At 34.2% G+C, this 20,445-nt stretch carries 17 protein-coding genes and 8 tRNA genes; 2 read left to right on the top strand and 23 right to left on the bottom strand.

All coding sequences use genetic code 11. The features are described from left to right. Nucleotides 1-149: 149 nt before the first annotated feature. The 8 genes from DFR79_RS15210 to DFR79_RS15175 all read right to left on the bottom strand — a co-directional run bounded on the left by DFR79_RS15210 (nucleotide 150) and on the right by DFR79_RS15175 (nucleotide 1,895). Complete coding sequence (locus DFR79_RS15210) at nucleotides 150-443, bottom strand: DUF2103 domain-containing protein (RefSeq protein ID WP_111571324.1); 294 nt, start codon at nucleotides 441-443, stop codon at nucleotides 150-152. 136 nt (nucleotides 444-579) lie between these two features. Next, a tRNA-Thr gene (locus tag DFR79_RS15205) sits at nucleotides 580-655 on the bottom strand. Between the two features lie 17 nt (nucleotides 656-672). Further along, a tRNA-Trp gene (locus DFR79_RS15200) sits at nucleotides 673-748 on the bottom strand. Between the two features lie 8 nt (nucleotides 749-756). Continuing rightward, nucleotides 757-832: transfer RNA gene (locus tag DFR79_RS15195), tRNA-Thr, on the bottom strand. A 17-nt stretch (nucleotides 833-849) separates the two neighbouring features. Next, nucleotides 850-925: transfer RNA gene (locus tag DFR79_RS15190), tRNA-Trp, on the bottom strand. A gap of 8 nt (nucleotides 926-933) precedes the next feature. After that, a tRNA-Thr gene (locus DFR79_RS15185) sits at nucleotides 934-1,009 on the bottom strand. A 17-nt stretch (nucleotides 1,010-1,026) separates the two neighbouring features. After that, a tRNA-Trp gene (locus DFR79_RS15180) sits at nucleotides 1,027-1,102 on the bottom strand. 223 nt (nucleotides 1,103-1,325) lie between these two features. Then, nucleotides 1,326-1,895: a class I SAM-dependent methyltransferase gene (locus DFR79_RS15175; RefSeq protein ID WP_133516317.1), complete on the bottom strand. Its 570-nt coding sequence runs from the start codon at nucleotides 1,893-1,895 to the stop codon at nucleotides 1,326-1,328. Between the two features lie 182 nt (nucleotides 1,896-2,077). On the opposite strand from DFR79_RS15175, the gene DFR79_RS15170 reads away from it, so the two are divergent. Beyond that, nucleotides 2,078-2,153: transfer RNA gene (locus DFR79_RS15170), tRNA-Glu, on the top strand. Between the two features lie 83 nt (nucleotides 2,154-2,236). Further along, nucleotides 2,237-2,321: transfer RNA gene (locus DFR79_RS15165), tRNA-Tyr, on the top strand. 83 nt (nucleotides 2,322-2,404) lie between these two features. On the opposite strand, the gene DFR79_RS15160 is transcribed toward DFR79_RS15165, so the two are convergent. The 15 genes from DFR79_RS15160 to DFR79_RS15090 form a co-directional block, all read right to left on the bottom strand. Continuing rightward, entirely contained in the window at nucleotides 2,405-3,640 is a 1,236-nt protein-coding gene (locus DFR79_RS15160) for a helix-turn-helix domain-containing protein (protein WP_166638079.1), read from the bottom strand. A gap of 322 nt (nucleotides 3,641-3,962) precedes the next feature. After that, nucleotides 3,963-4,862, bottom strand: a complete 900-nt coding sequence (locus tag DFR79_RS15155) for an ABC transporter permease (protein WP_133516315.1) — start codon at nucleotides 4,860-4,862, stop codon at nucleotides 3,963-3,965. After that, entirely contained in the window at nucleotides 4,862-5,974 is a 1,113-nt protein-coding gene (locus tag DFR79_RS15150) for an ABC transporter permease (protein ID WP_133516314.1), read from the bottom strand. Before DFR79_RS15150 ends, DFR79_RS15155 begins: the two co-directional genes overlap by 1 nt. Further along, entirely contained in the window at nucleotides 5,967-7,511 is a 1,545-nt protein-coding gene (locus tag DFR79_RS15145; protein ID WP_133516313.1) for an ABC transporter ATP-binding protein, read from the bottom strand. Before DFR79_RS15145 ends, DFR79_RS15150 begins: the two co-directional genes overlap by 8 nt. A gap of 88 nt (nucleotides 7,512-7,599) precedes the next feature. Then, nucleotides 7,600-8,685, bottom strand: a complete 1,086-nt coding sequence (locus DFR79_RS15140; RefSeq protein ID WP_133516312.1) for a BMP family lipoprotein — start codon at nucleotides 8,683-8,685, stop codon at nucleotides 7,600-7,602. Between the two features lie 150 nt (nucleotides 8,686-8,835). Then, nucleotides 8,836-9,576: a GntR family transcriptional regulator gene (locus DFR79_RS15135; RefSeq protein ID WP_243727822.1), complete on the bottom strand. Its 741-nt coding sequence runs from the start codon at nucleotides 9,574-9,576 to the stop codon at nucleotides 8,836-8,838. A gap of 79 nt (nucleotides 9,577-9,655) precedes the next feature. Beyond that, nucleotides 9,656-11,992 carry an FtsK/SpoIIIE family DNA translocase gene (locus DFR79_RS15130; protein WP_133516311.1) on the bottom strand — a complete coding sequence of 779 codons (2,337 nt, stop codon included), beginning with the start codon at nucleotides 11,990-11,992 and terminating at the stop codon, nucleotides 9,656-9,658. A 52-nt stretch (nucleotides 11,993-12,044) separates the two neighbouring features. Beyond that, nucleotides 12,045-12,821, bottom strand: coding sequence for an undecaprenyl-diphosphate phosphatase (locus DFR79_RS15125; protein ID WP_133516310.1), 777 nt, complete (start codon nucleotides 12,819-12,821; stop codon nucleotides 12,045-12,047). Between the two features lie 102 nt (nucleotides 12,822-12,923). Further along, nucleotides 12,924-14,600: a ribonuclease J gene (locus tag DFR79_RS15120; RefSeq protein ID WP_133516309.1), complete on the bottom strand. Its 1,677-nt coding sequence runs from the start codon at nucleotides 14,598-14,600 to the stop codon at nucleotides 12,924-12,926. Between the two features lie 246 nt (nucleotides 14,601-14,846). Then, entirely contained in the window at nucleotides 14,847-15,860 is a 1,014-nt protein-coding gene (locus DFR79_RS15115; protein ID WP_133516308.1) for an aspartate-semialdehyde dehydrogenase, read from the bottom strand. Further along, nucleotides 15,847-16,818 (bottom strand): DMT family transporter, encoded by a 972-nt coding sequence (locus DFR79_RS15110; RefSeq protein ID WP_243727821.1) that lies wholly within the window; start codon nucleotides 16,816-16,818, stop codon nucleotides 15,847-15,849. The genes DFR79_RS15115 and DFR79_RS15110 overlap by 14 nt, the downstream gene beginning before the upstream one ends. Beyond that, a complete protein-coding gene (locus DFR79_RS15105; RefSeq protein ID WP_133516306.1) occupies nucleotides 16,793-17,932 on the bottom strand; it encodes a THUMP domain-containing class I SAM-dependent RNA methyltransferase in 1,140 nt (379 codons plus the stop codon). The genes DFR79_RS15110 and DFR79_RS15105 overlap by 26 nt, the downstream gene beginning before the upstream one ends. A gap of 95 nt (nucleotides 17,933-18,027) precedes the next feature. Beyond that, a complete protein-coding gene (gene pncA / locus DFR79_RS15100) occupies nucleotides 18,028-18,624 on the bottom strand; it encodes a bifunctional nicotinamidase/pyrazinamidase (protein WP_133516305.1) in 597 nt (198 codons plus the stop codon). 78 nt (nucleotides 18,625-18,702) lie between these two features. Further along, nucleotides 18,703-18,984, bottom strand: coding sequence for an acylphosphatase (locus tag DFR79_RS15095; RefSeq protein ID WP_133516304.1), 282 nt, complete (start codon nucleotides 18,982-18,984; stop codon nucleotides 18,703-18,705). 158 nt (nucleotides 18,985-19,142) lie between these two features. Further along, nucleotides 19,143-20,330, bottom strand: coding sequence for an FAD-dependent oxidoreductase (locus tag DFR79_RS15090; RefSeq protein ID WP_133516303.1), 1,188 nt, complete (start codon nucleotides 20,328-20,330; stop codon nucleotides 19,143-19,145). Nucleotides 20,331-20,445: the final 115 nt, after the last annotated feature.

Here is a 20,445-nt window from a genome sequence, read left to right as displayed (position 1 = left end):
AATTCCTGTATAATATTATCCATAAGAAGACTCCCCTTTCTTTGTTTTTTATCCTAAAAACATTTTATCAAAAAGGGAGTCTTCTTTCTAATTTTTTAGATAATTTCAAAATGAATCTCCAAAACTTATTTTACACTATGAATGGATATTTATTTTATATAATCCAATTTTTTTAAATATTCCATTGTCTGATCAGGATAATCTGTAACTACAAATACTTCCTGTAAAGATGAACTATTTTTTGCAATCAATTTTATCCCACTTCTAGTGTTATATTTAAGCTGGATATAGGCAGGGGTGCCACTACCCTTCCTCCTATTAATCCGGCCCGGAATAATACTCTTAACCAGCTTAGAAAGCGCTATCTCTTCTAGCAGGGGTAATATATCTTCAATTATTGTATGTTCCTGTTTAACTTTATTGTGCCTGTATTTATTTGCCATTTAGATCACTTCCTCAATTAATTGTAACATTGATAGATTACCTCCGCAAATTAACAGCTGGATTAGATATCTATAATCAATTAAATATATAAGTATAAAAAAAAGAAAGTCGAGATCGACTTTCTAATAAATTCAGTGGAGCTGATGACCAGACTTGAACTGGTAACCTGCTCATTACAAGTGAGCTGCTCTACCAATTGAGCTACATCAGCATATATTAAATTAAAAATGGCAGGGGAGACAGGAATTGAACCTGCAACCAATGGATTTGGAGTCCACTACTCTGCCAGTTGAGCTACTCCCCTATAAAAAATGGAGCTGATGACCAGACTTGAACTGGTAACCTGCTCATTACAAGTGAGCTGCTCTACCAATTGAGCTACATCAGCATATATTAAATTAAAAATGGCAGGGGAGACAGGAATTGAACCTGCAACCAATGGATTTGGAGTCCACTACTCTGCCAGTTGAGCTACTCCCCTATAAAAAATGGAGCTGATGACCAGACTTGAACTGGTAACCTGCTCATTACAAGTGAGCTGCTCTACCAATTGAGCTACATCAGCATATATTAAATTAAAAATGGCAGGGGAGACAGGAATTGAACCTGCAACCAATGGATTTGGAGTCCACTACTCTGCCAGTTGAGCTACTCCCCTAAGAAGAAGCCTTTTTCAATCAAGCAATAACTATTATAATAGAGTTAGAGAGTTAGGTCAAGTCCTGTTATTATAATTATTCTACTTAAGCTCTATTTAATACCATATTTCTTAAAAATACTTTACTATACCCTGATTTACAGCAAATACTAACAGGAATTTTATTGAAAATATTCTAAATATTCCAGATCTCAATCCAGTTAATAAAAAACGTATTATGTTTCTAAATTCTTTTTTTTATTGCCAGCACTTGAGGTGGTGGTCCGGGCTGATTTAAAAACTCATAATTTAATACATTAAATTTTTTGTAATCTAATGCAGAGGCAAAATCCAGAAGCACCTTTTTTTCTTCTTCTCCTCCAGAATGGCCGCTGTAAATAACTAAGATAACAACACCATTTTTCTTGAGCAGTTCTATTGATTGTTTTAAAGCAGCAATAGTACTCTCACTCTTAGTAATAATTTCTTTATTTCCACCTGGTAAATAACCCAAATTAAAAATTACTGCTGAGATTTTTTGACTTAAATATTGATTAATCTCAGCATGACTGTCCAAAATCAATTCAGCTCGGTCAGCTAAATCATTCATTTCTAAGAGTTCTTTTGTCTTAGCAATAGCTTTTTCCTGGATATCAAATGCAAAAACTTTACCGTCCACACCTACCAATTCTGCTAGATACTTAGTGTCATGTCCATTTCCTGCTGTAGCATCAATAACCAGGTCTCCAACTTCAATATTTTCTTTTAATAATAAGTGTGAAAATTGAACCGCATTTCGAAAATCTTTTTGCATAAATAATCACTCTTTCCCGATATGATTAATATTTAACTCAAGCTTTAAGCTTAAGAAATAACGAAATAATTATAGCATTTAATACTTAATTAACTTTAAATGTGAATAATCACCATTATAATTAATTGACCATCAGATAATGTTAATATATACTGTTAATTGTGCTTGTAAAAAAGCTATTTGCCCTCATCGTCTAGGGGTCCAGGACACCAGGTTTTCATCCTGGCGGCAGGGGTTCGAATCCCCTTGAGGGTACCATTTTAAGAAGTAAGATATCAGGAATAGGAATTATTCTAAATCTGATATCTGAATTCCAGTCTCCAACTTCTAACTTCTGACATGGAGGGGTGCCCGAGTGGTTAAAGGGAGCAGACTGTAAATCTGCCGGCGCTGCCTACAAAGGTTCAAATCCTTTCCCCTCCACCATTATGAATATTTAAAACACCCGTTTTTAACGGGTGTTTTTTTAATGTCCAAATGTATCTTTGTCAAATAAAGTCGATAATAAACTAATTTCTAAGATTATTAATTTTAATTTCTTCACCTTCATTTAAAAACTCAACTTCTGCTATTTCTCCATCTCCAGCCCAGGGACCATAACTTTTACCAGCTATTTCTGCTGTTATCGCACTTCCATTACCAATTTTTATATATAATCTATCTTCTACCTCAAATTCCTGCTGATCTCCAGCTTCTAAAATCCCACTGAAAACATTAGTACCATCTACATCTATTGTAACCCAGGCGGTATCATTTGCAGAGATTTCAATATTTTTATTTAAAACTGCTTCTTCCTTAATCTTGGTTTCCTCATCTACTGGAGCTGCTTCGCTGCTATTTAAATTAGATGATTTTATAGAAGCCTGTTCTTCATTTCGAGTATTCTTACCTTCCTGTGTTACAGAAGTTTGAGATGTACTCTGCCCTTCATTAGTCAGCGGTACTTCATTTTGCGTATTCAATTCTTTAAAATCAACTTCGTCTTCCTGCTGTAAATCAAATTCATCTGACACAATTATTTCACTAATTTGACTTTGGTCATCAAAATTAAGTTCCTCAGATTCACTAGAATTGTTCTGATCAATAATTTCTGCATTTTCTTCTGTAAGTACACTCGAATCAATAGGATCAGTTAATTGTTGATTATCAATAGAATCCAATTTATCAGAAATATTAACAGAATTATCAGCAGATTCTTCTGCTCTACTTGTATTGTTATTTCCATTTTCAGAAGCTACTTCTGTATCCTTCTTTTCTGGCAATTCCAAAAGTAGTGATTGTTCTTCTATATTTTCATTCTGGCTGCTCTCTGAATTGAATATTCCAATCTCTGAATTATTAAAATACTGAAAAGTGTAAACAGCAGTCGCTCCTAAAAACAGAAGTAATAAAATAATAAAAACTATCTTAAAAGGTTTTTTAAAATTATTATTTTTAGAACCAGTGGGTACTTTAGTTCCATTTAAATAATCTTTCTGTAAATTGCTTTCCTCTTCTTCTTTAATGTTTAAAACATGATATTTTTTAAGTAATTCCTGATAATTTAATCCAACTTCTCGGGCATAACCTTTAATAAAAACTTTTAAATAAACTTTTCCGGGAAGTACATCAAAATTATTTTCTTCTATTGCTTCTAAATATTTTTTTCTAATTTTTGTTTCTTCCTGTATATCATCAAGGCTTAAGCCTTTTTCTTTTCTTGACTTTTTAAGCAGTGATCCAAGTTCAAGCTCCTTTTCTTCCAATTTATTGTCCCCCTTTAATGGCACAGTAAAATTTATATAAAGATTTCTCATAATTTCAAGCTTCTAAAAATACTATGTATTATTATAACACACTTTAAGGATTTATTTAATTATTTTATGATATTTTTTTGATTTTATTTAAATAAATCAAAATTCAAGATAAATTACATAAAAAGATCATATAGTATATATTAAGAAAAAATACTTGTAGAACATGGAGAGAGCTTTTATATACTATCTGAACAGCTTATAAAATGGACAAAAAAATTTAAGGACAGCAATATTGCTGTCCTTAATTAAATGATTACTTAATTTAATACCTCTATTTTTCACCTTTATAATAAGGCTCTCCAGAAGCTGCAGGTGGAGTTGATTTACCGAAGAATCCAGCCAGTACAACTAAGGTAAGTACATAAGGTATTGCACTAATTAATTCTGAAGGTATAAAGGCAAAGTCTACTCTTACTGCAACTGCCTCTGCAAAGCCAAATAACATTGCAGCACCAAATGCACCAAAAGGATGCCATTTACCAAAGATCATCGCTGCCAGAGCAATAAAACCACGCCCGGCAGACATTTCTCTAACAAAAGCACTACCATCACCTATTGATAAATGTGCCCCTGCTAAACCAGCTAATACACCACTGATTAAAACACTAATAAATCTCAATTTATTAACATTGATACCTAATGTATCAGCAGCAGCCGGATGCTCACCAACAGAGCGAATTCTCAGTCCCCAGTGAGTTTTAAATAAAATAAACCATGCTACTGGAACTAAGATCAAAGCAATATAGGTAATAGGATTAAATCTAACATCAAATATCCTAAAAGCGGGTAATCTATTTACCATTGGTGAAGTACCTTTAACACCAAATAAAACCTGGAGTAAGAAGATAGTAATTCCAGAAGCAAATATATTAATACCGGTAGCAACAACAATCTGATTAGCTTTAAAGGTTACACAGACAAGTGCTAAAATAGCTGCAAAAGATAAGCCTGCAATCATTGAATACAAAACGCCTATCCAGGGATTACCTGTACTGGCACTACCATATACAGCTGCAAATGCACCAAATAACATCATTCCTTCTAAAGCAATATTTACAACCCCTGATCTTTCAGAAAAAATACCACCTAAAGCAGCAAGAATTAAAGGAGTTGCAAAGCGAAAACTAGCAAGGATTAATGATAGAGAAAATATTTTAGTTAATGTTTCCATTATTCAACCCCCCCTTTGGCTTTCCTTTTAGCAAGATAAACTTTAAAGACCTGGAGGGCTGCAACAAAGAAGATTACTAGAGCCTGAATCAGCATTACAATTTCAGACGGAATACCTGAAAACTGCATTTCCAGACCACCCTGTGCCAGTGCTCCAAATAATAAACCACCCAAGATAACTCCAATTGGGTGTGTTTGTCCGATTAAAGCAACAGCAATACCAGTAAAACCATAGCCGGCATCCATCCCCTGCATAAAGCTAAAATGAGTTCCTAAAACTTCTCCAACTCCAGCCAGACCAGCAACCGCGCCACTAATAAACATTACAGTAATTATACTCTTACTGGCTTTGATACCACCATATTCTGCACCATCAGGATTAAAACCAACAGCTCTTAATTCATAACCAAGTGTTGTTTTAAAGAGCAAATACCAGAGTATAACAGCTGCTATAACAGCCAGGAAAAAATTAAGATGAAGTCGAATAGCAGGTTGACTAAATAAATCAGACAAAGGTAAATCCTTCAAAAAAGGATATTTATTCATGTTATTAAAATTAAACATTGCCGCTGACTTCATAATTCTGGGTGTAGCAGGTCGACCAGTTTCTTTAAATAGATTAATACCATAATTTATAGTCAAAGCCATCGCAATATAATTTAACATAATTGTTGCAATAACTTCGTGGACATCCAATTTAGCCTTTAAAACTCCCGGTAAACCACCCCAGAGTCCTGCAACAAACATTCCAGCAATAATTGCAAACGGAAGATGGATAATAGTAGGCAAAGAAGTAAAATAAAAACCAACAATTCCAGCGGTAAATCCTCCCATTAAAAGCTGTCCTTCGGCTCCAATATTAAATAAGCCAGCTCTAAATGGTAAAGCAACAGCCAGTCCGGTTAAAATTAAAGGGGTAGAACGCCAGAGAGTGTTTACTATAGCTCTAAAACTTCCAAATGCTCCTATGTATAATGCAGAATAAGCATCTAAAGGAGATTTATCCGTTAGATATATAAATAAAGTACCTACAATTAATGCGACTATTATTGATAATAAAGACAAACCTAAATCAGTTAATACAGATTTTATTTTATCTGAATATTTATTCATTACTCTCACCTCCTGCTTCAGCTTGAGAACCGGTCATTAATTTACCAAGTTCTCTTTCGTCTGTTTCTGAAGCTTTTAAAACATCAACGATTTCTCCTTCAAAAATTACTGCAATTCGATCACTTAAAGATAATACCTCACTTAGTTCTGCAGAAACCAGTAAAACTCCTGCACCATCATCTCTTCTATCAATAATTTGATTATGAATAAATTCTATAGAGCCAACATCAACTCCACGTGTTGGTTGAGAAGCAATTAGAAATTCAGGATCATGAGAAAATTCTCGGGCAACAATTAACTTCTGCTGATTACCACCAGATAAATTCTTGGCTTGTGATTCCATTCCTCCACCACGTACATCATATTTTTCTATTAAATCCTCTGTATATTGAGCTATATTATCATACTGCATAATTCCATTTCTAGAAAAAGGTTCTAGATCATGATAGCCCAAAATAATATTTTCTTTAAGATCAAAATCCATTATTAAACCACGTTTTTGTCTATCTTCTGGTATATGAGCTACTTTTTCTCTTTTTATCTCTCTTGCATTAAAGTTGGTGATATCTTTACCCCTCAGCTCAAATTTCCCACTTTTGATTTTGCGCAGCCCAGTTATAGCTTCTATAAGTTCAGATTGACCATTACCTTCTACACCAGCAATTCCTAAAATTTCACCTTTTTTAACTGAAAGTGATATATCTTTTACTGCAGGAAGCTCTCGATTATCATTTACATTTAAATTTTCAATTTTAAATATTTCTTCACCAGGATTAGCTTCAGTTTTTTCAACTTCCAGTAAAACCTGTCGTCCAACCATTAACTCAGCCACATCTTCTTTTGTTACATCTTCAGTATTTACTGTATCAATGCTTTTTCCACTTCTTAAAACAGTAATCCTATCAGATATAGTTTTAACTTCTTTTAGTTTGTGGGTAATAAAAATAATAGTCTTACCCTGTTCTTTTAAAGATTTAAAAATATCAAATAATTCATCAATTTCCTGAGGAGTTAAAACAGCAGTTGGTTCATCAAATATTAAAAGTTCTGCTCCCCTATATAAAGTTTTAATAATTTCAACTCTCTGCTGCATCCCAACAGAAATGTCCTGTATTTTTGCTTCAGGATCTACAAAAAGACCATATTTTTCAGAAATTTCTTTAACATCTTTTTGGGCGGTTTTCTGGTCTAGCATCAGACCACTGCGCGGCTCACTACCAAGCACAATATTTTCAGTTACAGTTAAAGGTTCAACTAACATAAAGTGCTGATGTACCATACCAATTCCTAGCTTAATTGCATCTTCTGGTCCATCTAAATCAACTTCATTTCCTTCATAAAAAATCTGACCACCATCTGGCTCATAGAGCCCATATAAAACATTCATTAAGGTTGTTTTACCTGCACCATTTTCTCCAACGAGAGCATGAATTTCGCCACCCTTTATTGATAAGTTAACATTATCATTTGCTTTTACACCTGGAAATATTTTAGTTATATCCTGCATATCTAAAATATAATTATCTTCCCTGGGCATTTTTATTCCTCCCTAAATATAATACAAAAAATTAATTGGGCCCTGCATATGCAGAGCCCTTTAAATTAAATTTAAACTATACTAATTATTAAAGGTTCTCAGGTCTGCCAGTTTCTCCCCAATTTTTAACTTTAATTTCACCATTAATGATCATTTCTTTAATTTTGGCAATTCGATCAGCGTAAGGAGCAGTAACTTCTTCCTTCATCTGCCTAATTGTTTCTAATTCTTCTTTTGTAATTGTACCATTTTCATAGGCATCTAAAACTGGCTGTTCAACCTTAGTTAAGCTGGTTAAATCAACACCACCATCTGCTAATGTAAAGTACAGATTATTTCCACCCTGATAATTATTATTTACAACAGATTTAACTGTATCAAATACTGCCTTATCAACCTGTTTAAGCATACTTGCAATAATATATCCTGGTGCAATATAGTTCTGGTTGGAGTCAACACCAATTGCATAAATATCTTCTTCTTCAGCTGCCTGGAAAACTCCCATTCCTGTACCACCAGCAGCGTGATAAATTACATCTGCACCATCATCAATCATACCAAGTGCAATTTCCCGACCTTTTGCAGGATTACCAAAATCATCAGCATACATACTCTGAATTTCTATATCAGGATTAATATATTTTGCTCCCTGATAAAATCCTCCTTCAAAACGGTGGATTAAAGCAAAATCTACTCCACCAACAAATCCTACATTACCACTCTCACTGGTTAAAGCTGCTAATGCTCCAGCCAGGAATGAACCTTCCCACTCGGCAAAGTTTAAAGTAACGATATTATCTGGAACATTTTCAAAAGCCTGATCTACATGTGCAAATTTAGTATCTGGATACTCTGCTGCAACAGTTTTTAAACTATCTGCCATCTGAAAACCTACCCCAATAACTAAATCATAACCTCGAGAAGCAAAACGACGTAAGGCTGTTTGATCTTCAGAAGGATCTGCGGGTTCAATATAATCAAAAGAAATTCCTAGTTCTTCTTCAGCTCGCTGCAAACCTCGGTAAGCTGCATCATTAAACGATAGATCTCCTAGACCACCGGTAGATAGAACAATACCTACTCTGACATCTTCCTGTGCAGCTGCAGGAACCGCTGCAAAAACAACCATCATCACAAAAGCAAAAACAATAGCTAAACTTATAACTTTTTTCAAAATAATGACCCCCTCTTATATTTTTTAAACGGTACCAAAATTTGTGAATTGCAATTATAATATAACATTTTTATATTATATTTGCAACATAAAACACTTCAAATATAGTTAATAGTTCCAAAATTAACTATATTGAAAATTTTAAATAAATTATCTAGTTCTTAAAACTTTAAATTGGAATTGATCACTTCTAAAATAGTTTTTCGAATATAAAAATAATCTTTCCTGATCATCATAATGCATTTGCTCTAAAAGTAGTATCGGGCTATATTTTTTTACATTCAATTTCTCCATTAATTTCTCTCTGGCTGTAACTGGAATTATTTTGGTTACTGCGTATTTAATTTTAAGATCATATTTATTTTCCAGTAAATCAAAAAGAGAATGACTAAAATCATCATCAATATCAATTGGAAAAATATTTGTATTTAAATAATCAATACAGAAAACAACTGGCTTATCATCTGCAGTTCTAATACGCTGTAATTTTAGTATTTCTTGATCTTCGTTAATGTTCATTTTTAAAGCAAGTTGTTTCTCAATTCTTTCTTTCTCAACTTCTAATCCTATTGTTCCCGGGGTAAATCCTTCTTTTTTTATTGTATCAGTTACACTAAACAATTCTTCTATCCCTCTTTTAAAACGAGGAAGTGGTTTCGAAACAAAGGTTCCTACTCCCTGACTTTTAATAATTTTACCCTCTTTTTCTAAAACCCGGAGGGCCTCTCTTAAACTGGCTCTGCTGACATCAAGTTCTTTAGCAAAAGCAGTCTCAGAAGGAAGTTTATCACCCGCCTCATAAATTTCCTGATCAATTAAATTCTCAATATGTTCTTTAATTTTTAAATAAAGAGGCCTCTTATCATATTTTAAGATATCCAACTCTCCCAATCACCCCTCCTTTCTTCAGACGTCTTACCTGTCTGACAACTAACTAAATAGTATCACAATTCAATTTTTTTGTCAAGATTTAACTGGTCTCAGTTTCAATATTTTGATCCTTTTCTTCAAATTCACCATTCAATATTGATTCTAGATTTTCTTCTTCTACTAAAACCTCTCGCGGCTTGCTACCTGCATAAGGTCCTACAATCCCATCTTCTTCCATAGTATCAATTAATCTTGCGGCTCTCGAATGCCCAATATGCAGCCTTCTCTGCAGCATAGAAATTGAAGCTCTATATTTAACCACAAGTTTTACAGCTTCTTCGTACAACTCATCCTGCTCATCATCAATTGAGAGCTCTACTTCTTTAATATCATCTTTTTCTATTTTATATTCTGCTGTAGCCTGTGTTTTAACAAAAGAAGTAATATCAGTGATTTCCTGATCTGTTAAAAATGCTCCCTGTATCCGCTGTGGTTTCTGCATACCTACAGGTGCAAAAAGCATATCACCTTTTCCTAATAGTTTTTCCGCCCCACCCATATCTAAAATTGTACGTGAATCAGTAGCAGAAGAAACAGCAAAAGAAATTCTGCTTGGGATATTAGCCTTAATCAAACCGGTTATAACATCTACAGATGGTCTCTGGGTTGCAATAATTAAATGAATCCCTGCTGCTCTTGACATTTGTGCCAGGCGGCAGATATTATCTTCTACCTCATTAGCAGCAACCATCATTAAATCAGATAACTCATCAATAACTACAACTATATAGGGCATCTTATCCTCCGGATCATCCACCTGTTTATTGTAGGAATCGATACCACGACTTCCAGTTTCGGAAAAACGGTCATAGCGGTCTTCCATTTCCTCTACAACCAGTTTTAAAACATTAGCAGCCTTTTTAGGATCAGTTACCACCGGAGTAATTAAATGAGGTAAGCCCTGATAAATATTCAATTCAACTTTTTTTGGATCTACCAGCAGTAATTTAACTTCTTCTGGTGTAGCTCGATAAAGAATACTGCTGATTAAAGTATTGATACAGACACTTTTTCCAGAACCGGTTGCTCCAGCCACCAATAAATGCGGCATTTTTGCCAGATTAAAGACTGCAGTATCTCCATCAATTCCTTTTCCTAAAGCCAGTGTGAGTTTAGCTTCCGCTTTCTGAAATTCCTCAGAGACAATCACATCTCTAAAAGATACTGTAATATCATTACCGTGGGGCACCTCGATTCCAACTGCTGCTTTACCAGGAATTGGAGCTTCAATCCTGACATCTTTTGCTGCCAGAGCAAGAGCTATATCATCAGATAAATTTACAATTTTACTAACTTTAACTCCTGTTGCCGGCTGAACTTCATAACGGGTAATTGTAGGACCATGATTAACATTAATTACTTTTGCTTCTACCCCAAAACTACCTAAAGTTTCTTCTAATAATTCACTTTTATTTGCCAGCTTAACCTTCTTTTTTCCAGAGTCATTTAATAAAGAAATACCAGGTAGAGTATAGTCACCGTGTTTTTCCCCCTGATCTTTAACATTTTTTGATTGATCTTTAGTAATGTCAAAATCCTCTGTTATTTCTTTATTCTTCTCATTCTTTTCTGAGAGTTCTTTTGCCTCATCTTTATTAGTTTTTGTTTGATTACTAGTTTTTTTAGAAGCTGTCTTCTCAGTTTCGGAATTTGAATAACTATCTTTGATAACTTTATTTTCTATAGCTTCAGAAATAACATTATTTTCAACAGCATTTTTTGCTGTCTGATTTTTATTTTTTTCTGTTTTTCTTTTTTCTTTTCTGGCCTCTCTCCTGTCCTTAAATTTTGCAAAAATATTAAATCTCCCGAAAGAAAAACTGCCAAAAAAGCTAGTGATTTTTTCTTTTGAATTTAACACCCATTCTTTAAAAGCTAAGATCTGAGCCCTGGTTTTACTAAAAATATTATGTAAAAATAAATCAAATAATAAAAGAATACCGGTTAATAAAAGAACCGACAGGATAATATAGGCACCATGAACAGCAAATAATTCTGTCAAAAAGTAACTGATAGCTCCTCCAATTATTCCTCCTGCTGCAGTCTGAGGAGTATTTAGAGAAAAGCTGCCTCCATCATTTAAATTGATAATAGAAATAATTGCAATAAAAGATAGCAGTAATCCTAAAAATCTGGCAGATAAGTTAATCTTTTTCGATCTAATTAACTGAATTCCCCAGTAAACAAATAAAAGAGGCAGAATATAACTGCCGCTTCCCACTAAAAAATAATAGGCACTGCTAATATAATTGCCCAATAAACCTGCAGAATTACTAAAAATCGCAAAATAACTGATTGCAGCAAAAGTAATTAAAAAGAGTCCCAGTATTTCATTTTTTCTTTTCTCTATTTTGGGATTATTTTTTTGCTTACTCATCTCTGCCCCTCCTCCTATGATAACTATTAGTAAAAGTTTTGCCAATCTCTGACTAAGTCAGATTAATAAAAATAACTACTGCTGCTATTAACCAGCAGTAATAACTAAAATAATTTAATTTTTTCTCTGCCAGAACTTTCAATAAAATTTTAATTGCAAAATATCCGGAAATCACAGCTGAAAAAAATCCTAAAAACACAATTTTTAGATCCAGATTAAAAGTTCCACTTTCCAACACATTTAAGAACTGCAAAAAACCAGCTCCACCTATTACCGGTATTGACATTAAAAATGAAAATCTGGCTGCTGCCTCTCTGTTTAGCCCCTGAAATAAAGAGGCTGCAATTGTAGTGCCAGAGCGAGAAATACCGGGGATAATTGCTCCTCCTTGAGCCAGACCCACTACTAAAGGCTGCCAGAATTTGAGTTCTTCTACTTCCAGGGATCCATCATCGATTTTTTCAGTAACATATAAAATTAAACCAGTCACAATCAGCATTAATGCTGTTAAATATGCATTTGAAAATAAATTTTCGAAAAAGTCTTCAAACAAAACTCCAATAACTCCGGTCGGAATTATTGCCAGTAAAATATAAAAAGTTTCTTTCCTTTTTTCTTTTTTAAATAAAATCATATCTCTGATATCCTGCCAGAAAATAATAAAGATCGGGATTAGAGTACCAATATGTAAAATAACATTGAATAATACCTGATCTTCCTTAATATTTAAAAAATACTGAGCAATTACTAAATGACCGGAACTGCTGACCGGTATAAATTCTGTTAGACCCTGAATTAAGCCCAAAAAAACTGCCTGAAAACTATTCAATTTTAATTTCGCCTCCTTCATTTTATTATAACACACTTTGAAACATATGTTCAAATTTAAAACCAGCTGTTTTTACACAGCTGGTTAATTTAAGCTTAGTTTCTATACTTCCATAATTACAGGTAAAATCATTGGATTTCTTTTTATTTTTTGATATATATAATTATTGAGTGAGTTGCGGATAGTATTTTTAAGCACTGACCATTCCGTTACATTATTTTCTTCACAGTCTTTAAGCGCATCCTCTACTCTCTTGGTTGCAGCCTCAATTAATTCTTCAGATTCTCTGATATAGACAAATCCTCTGGTAATAATATCTGGACCAACCAGTATATTACCATGCTTATCAATTGTAACTACAACTATAATAATTCCATCTTCAGATAATAATTTTCTATCTCTTAAAACAATATTTCCTACATCACCAATACCCAGTCCATCAATCAAGACATCTCCAGATTGAACATTGTAATCCTTTTCTACTTTTTCATCACTGAATTTGATTCTATCACCAACATCAGCAATATAAATATTATCACGTGGAATACCGTTTTTTTCAGCCAGATCGGCATGTTTATATAAATGTCTGTATTCTCCGTGAACAGGTACAAAATATTTTGGTTTTACCAGATTCAGCATTAATTTTAATTCTTCCTGACTGGCATGTCCTGATACATGAACACCTGAAACATCTTCGTAAATTACATTAGCTCCTCTGCGGTAAAGTTGGTTGATAGTCTGACCGACTAATTTTTCATTGCCTGGTATTGCCGAAGCAGATATCATTACAGTATCTCCATCTTTAATATTAATATGATAATGATCTCCCCGGGCCATTCTGGTTAAAGCCGCATAGGGCTCTCCCTGACTTCCAGTTGTCAGTAAAGCTACTTTACTGTCAGGTAGATCCGAACAATCTCTAATATCAACAATCATATCATCAGGAACCTGTAGATAACCAAGCCTGCGGGCAATATCCACATTATTGATCATACTGCGGCCTGTAAAAGCAATCTTCCGGTTGTATTTAAAGGCTGCATCTACAATCTGCTGAACTCTATGAATATTTGAAGCAAAGGTGGCTACAATTATTCTTTCTCTGGCATCTCTAAATATTTCATCCACAGTTTCTCCTACAACTTTTTCGGAAAGGGTATAACCCTCACGTTCAACATTGGTACTATCCGAAAACAGGGCCAGCACACCTTCTTCACTGTCTCCTAATTCAGCAAGTTTATGAAAATCAGCAACCTCTCCATCAATTGGTGTCTGATCAAACTTAAAGTCACTGGCATAAACTATAGTACCTAAAGGAGTTTCAATTGCCAGAGCACAGGTATCAGCGATACTGTGATTAACACGTACAAACTCCACTCCAAAATTTCCAACCTGATATTTCTTACCTGAGTGAACTACTTTTAATCTGGTATCTTTTAGTAATTTGTGTTCCTTTAGATTTCCTTCTAAAAGTCCCAGAGTTAATTTAGTTCCATAAATAGGAGCATTAATTTCTTTTAACAGATAAGGTAAACCACCAATATGATCTAAATGACCATGTGTTAAGACAATTCCATTGATTTTATCCTTATTCTTAATTACATAATCATAGTCAGGAATTACCAGATCTATTCCAAGTAAATCATTTTCTGGAAATTTAACTCCCGAATCAATTATCAACATCTCGCCATCAATTTCCAGAACCCACATGTTCTTTCCGATTTCTCCGACTCCACCCAGTGTAGTCATTGAAACATTTTTTATTTTATTGTTGTCATTCATTTAAAAAACAAAACACCTCCATAGTATTTTAAAACAAAACTTTTATTCTTTACCTTTATTTTTATAAAACAAAAACTTAATTAATTTCTTACAAATCTTATTTACTTTTCTTTAAAAATCTAAACACAAAAAAATAACTCAATCCTGCCTGTAAATCGAAAAAATCAAGAAACCCGTTCTAAAGCGTTAATACTATTATACATAGTATTCAAATAAAAAACAAGCAGAATTAAGCATTTATAATTTTTAGACTAAATTATTTTCAACTAAATATTCAGCTATCTGAACAGCATTTAAAGCAGCACCCTTACGTAAATTATTTGCTGTCAGCCAGAGATTGAGTCCATTTTCCACAGAATTATCTCTTCTAATTCTCCCTACTAAAACATTATCATTATTTTCTGTATCAATCTGCATTGGATATTTTTCTTCTGCAGGCTGATCTACCACTTCTACATTTTTAGTCTGTGCAAATAATTCTTTAACAGCTTCAACCCTAAACTCCTTATTCAATTCAATATTTAAAGATTCACCATGACCAAAGATTACAGGTATTCGAACACAGGTAGCTGTAACCGGCAGATCTGGTAAGTGTAATATTTTGTGAGTTTCATTGATCATTTTCATCTCTTCTTTGGTATAATCATTATCCAGAAAGACATCAATTTGAGGAATTGCATTAAAGGCAATCTGGTGATTAAAGTTTTCATTCTTTATTTCTTCTTGATTTAAATAGGCCTCAGTCTGTTCTATTAACTCATCAACTGCTTTTTTACCTGCTCCCGAAACTGCCTGATAGGTATTAATAACAAGCCTCTTGAGACCATATTTTTCAGCCAGGGGTTTTAATAGCATTACCATCTGAATTGTTGAACAGTTGGGATTAGCAATAATCTGCTGATGTTCTTTTAAATCTTCCCCATTAACCTCGGGCACAACTAAAGGAGCATCAGGATCCATTCTAAAAGCATTACTGTTATCAATAACTATTCCGCCTGCTTCTTTAACCTGTGGTGCTACATCTTTCGAAACTCCACTACCTGCAGAAAATAAGGCAATATCTATTCCCTCAAAGGTATCTTCTTTTACAGACTCCACGGTTAACTCTCTATCTTCAAATTGAATTTTTTTGCCTTCTGAACGCTCAGAAGCAATCAGCTTAAGCTGACCAATAGGAAAATCCCTCTGACTTAATGTTTTAAGCATTTCTCTACCTACTAGACCTGTTGCCCCTACTACTGCTACATTATACTTTTTCATAAATTTCTTCTCCTTTCTCTACTACAGGGCGTCCAAAGTAATTTGTTCCCCAGACACCGATTATAATTAATACTGCTCCAACTACTTGAAATTTAAAAAACGGCTCATCTCTAAATACAACCCCCGCGATTATAGAAACAACTGTAGTTAAGTTTGCAAATACAGCTGATTCGGCTGCGGTAATTTTAGAAAGAGTATAATTCATCATAAAAAAAGCTACCACTGAAGAAAAAATTCCTAAATAACCAACTGTAAGTAAGACATCTGTATTTGTTAATAAATTTAAATAACTGCCAAAGGCAAAGTTTTTTCTATAAATTGCTATCATATTAAAAAGTAAAGCTCCAAAGCCCATCATCACATATGTAATCTCTACTGGTTTGAACTCTAAAGAAAGCTGTCTGGATATTATATTATAAAAACCAGCTGCAATAACAGCTCCTCCCAGTAAAATTAAACCAATAAAATTACCGGCAATCGGACTTGCACCTCGATTAATAATAATGAAAAAGGCTCCCCCTACTGATAAAGCTACAAAGATACTCTGAATAAAAGTAGGCTTTTCATTTAAAATTAAAGCAGCAAGTATGGTAACTGCTACTGGGATTAAAGCAATCATCATCCCGGCCTCAGAAGAGGTTGTATATAACATACCTGTAGTCTCACAAATAAAGTAAATACCGGGCTGAAATAAAGCTAAAAGAAATAACTTTTTTAGATTTTTACCTTTCAAATTGATTTTTATTATACCAGTAAATTTCAAAATACTCAAGCAGAGAAAGGCAACTGCAAAACGAAAACCAAGTAAGTGGAATGGAGACATCAGCTCCAGTCCCTCCTTGGTAAATAAAAACGAAAAGCCAAATATAGAACTAAAGACTAACCCGGCAAGATATGGGGAATACTTTCTGAATTTAAGCACTTTAACTCCCTCAATTCTTTGGCGGCCAGGGGCCATAGTACTGATAAAACTGAGTTTCTACTCCACCATTATATAATTTTCGCCTTTTACTGGCCTCTTTACCAAAGAGCTTTTCAAATTTTGAATGTGAGGTAATAATATAGTAAGACCAGGTCTCAAGTTCTAAAAACTTTTGCCCCATCTCTCTATATAACTCTTCTACTTCTTCTTTTTCACCCATTCGTTCTCCATAGGGTGGATTGGTTATTATATAACCATATTTACGGTTGGTTGAAAAATCCCTGAATTCCTGTTCCTGAAAGTGAATAATATCTTCTACACCAGCCTGTTGAGCATGATAGCGGGCAATACTAATTACCTCCGGATCCTGATCATAACCCATAATCAGACGTGGCTCTACATTAATTTTTTTAGCCTTTTTGGCCTCTACTCTGGCCCGGGGCCATTCAAAGTCCTGAAATATAGGCCATTTTTCGGAATTAAACTTTCTTTTTAAGCCAGGTGCCTGATTTTTGGCCATCATTGCTGCCTCAATTAAAATAGTTCCGGAACCACAGAAAGGATCAATTAAAATTCTGTCTTTATCCCAGCGGCTTAAATAAACCATTCCAGCTGCTATAGTTTCCTGGATTGGTGCAGTAACTGAGAGTTCCCTGTAACCTCTTTTATGAAGTCCAGCCCCGGAACTATCGATAGTCAAAATTGCTCTATCTTTATATAAAGCAAGCTCAATTGGATAAAGTGGGCCATCTTCATTAAACCACTCAATTCCATACTCCTCTTTCATTCTATCCACAACTGCCTTTTTTGTTACAGACTGACAGGTCGGCACACTATTCAACTGAGAGTCTATTGATTTAGCACTAACCGGAAATTCTGCATCTTCGGGCAGCCACTGCGGCCAGTCTAAATTCTTAACCCCATCGTAAAGTTCATCAAAATCTCGGGCTTTAAAATCTCCAATCTTAACTAAAACTCTTTCGGCAGTTCTGAGCCAGAGATTTGCTTCTGCAATTGCCTGCAGATCCCCTAAAAATGTGATTCTGCCATTTTTAACTTCTGTGATTTCATAACCTAAATCATTAATTTCTTTTTTTACCAGGGCTTCCATACCAAAGGTGCTGGTCGCCATAATTTCTATTTTATCCAAAGACATTCTCTCCTTTTATTCTCCAACAGTTATTTAGCTTCTAATTAAATTACAATTTAGATATCTAGGCTGAAAAATGATTAATTTAATAAAACTTATTTAAAGTTGACTCCAATATTCTTCAAATCTGACTTAACCTGCTCCACATCATCTGGATTTACAGCTTTTGTAGCTTCTAAAATAACATTAGTTTTAAAACCATTTTTTGCACTATCCTGAGCTGTATATTTAACACAGACATCAAAAGCCAGGCCTACGATATCTATTTCCTCAATCTTCAACGATTTTAGCAGTCCTGCCAGTCCGAGTTCTGTACCGTCATTATCCTGAAAAGCAGAATAACTGTCAACTTTTTTATCTGTTCCTTTGCGCAGTATATAATCAAAATTTACAGTCTTAATTTCCGGATTGAATTTTGCTCCATCACTCTGCTGTACACAGTGATCAGGCCATAATACAGGTCCCAGACCCTGCTGATCACTATATTCGGTAAAAGGTTCCTGATTATGATTGGAAGCAAAACTCAAATGAGAATCTGGATGCCAGTCCTGAGAACCAACAATTACCTTATATTGGTCTGACTCCAGCAGCTGATTAACTTTATCATTAATTTGAGATGCATCTGGAACTGCCAGTGCACCCTCTTCGTAAAAATCATTCTGCAGATCAACAGCCAGTAAGGCTTTTGCCATTTTGATCACCTCTTAATCTTTTTTATTAATTAAAGATGAATTTAGCAGTAAAGACAATTTTTTTATTATTAAAATGAATTAAAATCTTATTTCAAAATCATTATAATCATCAACTTGTTCATCATTAATTTCGAAATCATCTACTCGTGCAAATGAAGGACCTTCTTTTAATTTTGAGATCATCTGTTTGATATTATTCTTTTGACCCTGAATCACAACTTCAACTCTACCATCTGCCAGATTCTTAGCCCAGCCCTTTATATCTAAAACAGCTGCCTGTTCACGAATAAAAGCTCTAAATCCTACTCCCTGAACTCTACCTGAAATATAGATATGCTTCTGTATTTTTTCTGCAGCCATAATAAACACCTCCATTTGTTTATATTATACATAGTATTATAATATCTGGCAAATTTCTTTTGTTGAAATAGTGAGAGCCATCTCTATTTATTAGAAATGGCCCTTCTTGCTACATTTTTTTACTAATACTCTTTATTAAATTCTTCAAACGTCATTTATTAACCTAAATACTGATTAACTCTTAAGGCAGCTTTTGCACCTTCAGCAGCTGAGGTAATAATCTGTTTATCAATAATGTTGGTTACATCTCCAGCCGCCCAGATTCCTTCAACTCCTGTTTCATTTTTAGCGTTAATAATAATTTCTTTAGCTTCATTTGTTTCTACCAGCTCTTTAACAAAATCACTGTTTGCAATCAGACCAATTTCAATAAATAAACCGTCAACATTCAGTTCTTTTGTAGATTGATCTTTAACATTTTCGATTACCACCGATTCTAATTTATCTTCTCCCTTAATCTGACTGACTTTAGTTGAGGTGTGGACAGTAATATTTTCACTATTTTTTACTCTCTCCTGCAGATACTCATCTCCCATCAGTTTATCCTGGATTTCAATCAAATCTACCTGACAGTCAATATTGGCCAGATCAATTGCAGCTTCCAGACCTGAATTTCCACCACCTACTACAGCTGTTGGCTGACCTTTGTAGAGAAAAGCATCACAGCTGGCACAGTAATGAACACCCTTTCCACTTAAAACATATTCCTGTTTCAGACCCAGGTGTCTTTTTTGAGCGCCAGTGGCCATTATTACTGACTCAGTTACATATTCTTTATTATTATCAGTTTTAATTACCTTTTTTCCATTCCGGCTTCCAATTTCTACAGCTTCTTCTCCAATTGCTGTTTTCACATCATATTTAGCAATATGATCCCAGAAATCATAAATCAATTGAGCCCCGGTTGTTTCTGCTTTGCCGAGATAATTATCAATTTCACTGGTATTAATTACCTGGCCCCCAATATCCTTTGTTAAAAGCAGCAGATCAATTCCTTTGCGGACAGCATATAAAGCTGCATTTAAAGCAGCCGGTCCTGCCCCTAAGATAATTAGTTCCCATTCTTTAGCTGAATGGTCTTTTACTTCTCGTCCAATTAGTGGATTAAACTCCCCATTTTTTTCTAAATTAATAATATCGTCATAACCACCCAGACTCTGATTGTTAATGATAATTTGAGGTACAGTTTTGTTCCCTGTTCTCTCCTGCATAACCTCATAATTATCCCCCTGATTAATATCAATCTCTGTAAAATTTAAGCCTTTACTTTTTAAAAAAGCTTTAGCTTTTTTACAATATGGACACCAATCTTTAGAATAAACCTCAATATTTAACTCTTTTGACATAATAAATTCCCCCTATTACTCAGAGATTCCGCAAATGATTTTTAAAAAATAAGGAGAATACCGTTCAAACAGTATTCTCAGCAGTAGTACCAAAATAAAGAATATTAGAAATATT

Origin of the sequence: Halanaerobium saccharolyticum, assembly GCF_004362045.1 — a bacterium.
Classification (GTDB): Bacteria; Bacillota; Halanaerobiia; order Halanaerobiales; family Halanaerobiaceae; genus Halanaerobium; species Halanaerobium saccharolyticum_C.
This window is presented reverse-complemented; position numbering and strand designations above follow the sequence as displayed.

Coding starts and splice junctions, on each gene's coding strand:
- DFR79_RS15210 (WP_111571324.1), bottom strand. CDS start 443: ATGGCAAATAAATACAGGCACAATAAAGTTAAACAGGAACATACAATA.
- DFR79_RS15175 (WP_133516317.1), bottom strand. CDS start 1,895: ATGCAAAAAGATTTTCGAAATGCGGTTCAATTTTCACACTTATTATTA.
- DFR79_RS15155 (WP_133516315.1), bottom strand. CDS start 4,862: ATGGAAACATTAACTAAAATATTTTCTCTATCATTAATCCTTGCTAGT.
- DFR79_RS15150 (WP_133516314.1), bottom strand. CDS start 5,974: ATGAATAAATATTCAGATAAAATAAAATCTGTATTAACTGATTTAGGT.
- DFR79_RS15145 (WP_133516313.1), bottom strand. CDS start 7,511: ATGCCCAGGGAAGATAATTATATTTTAGATATGCAGGATATAACTAAA.
- DFR79_RS15130 (WP_133516311.1), bottom strand. CDS start 11,992: ATGAGTAAGCAAAAAAATAATCCCAAAATAGAGAAAAGAAAAAATGAA.
- DFR79_RS15120 (WP_133516309.1), bottom strand. CDS start 14,600: ATGAATGACAACAATAAAATAAAAAATGTTTCAATGACTACACTGGGT.
- DFR79_RS15115 (WP_133516308.1), bottom strand. CDS start 15,860: ATGAAAAAGTATAATGTAGCAGTAGTAGGGGCAACAGGTCTAGTAGGT.
- DFR79_RS15110 (WP_243727821.1), bottom strand. CDS start 16,818: ATGGCCCCTGGCCGCCAAAGAATTGAGGGAGTTAAAGTGCTTAAATTC.
- pncA (WP_133516305.1), bottom strand. CDS start 18,624: ATGGCAAAAGCCTTACTGGCTGTTGATCTGCAGAATGATTTTTACGAA.
- DFR79_RS15095 (WP_133516304.1), bottom strand. CDS start 18,984: ATGGCTGCAGAAAAAATACAGAAGCATATCTATATTTCAGGTAGAGTT.
- DFR79_RS15090 (WP_133516303.1), bottom strand. CDS start 20,330: ATGTCAAAAGAGTTAAATATTGAGGTTTATTCTAAAGATTGGTGTCCA.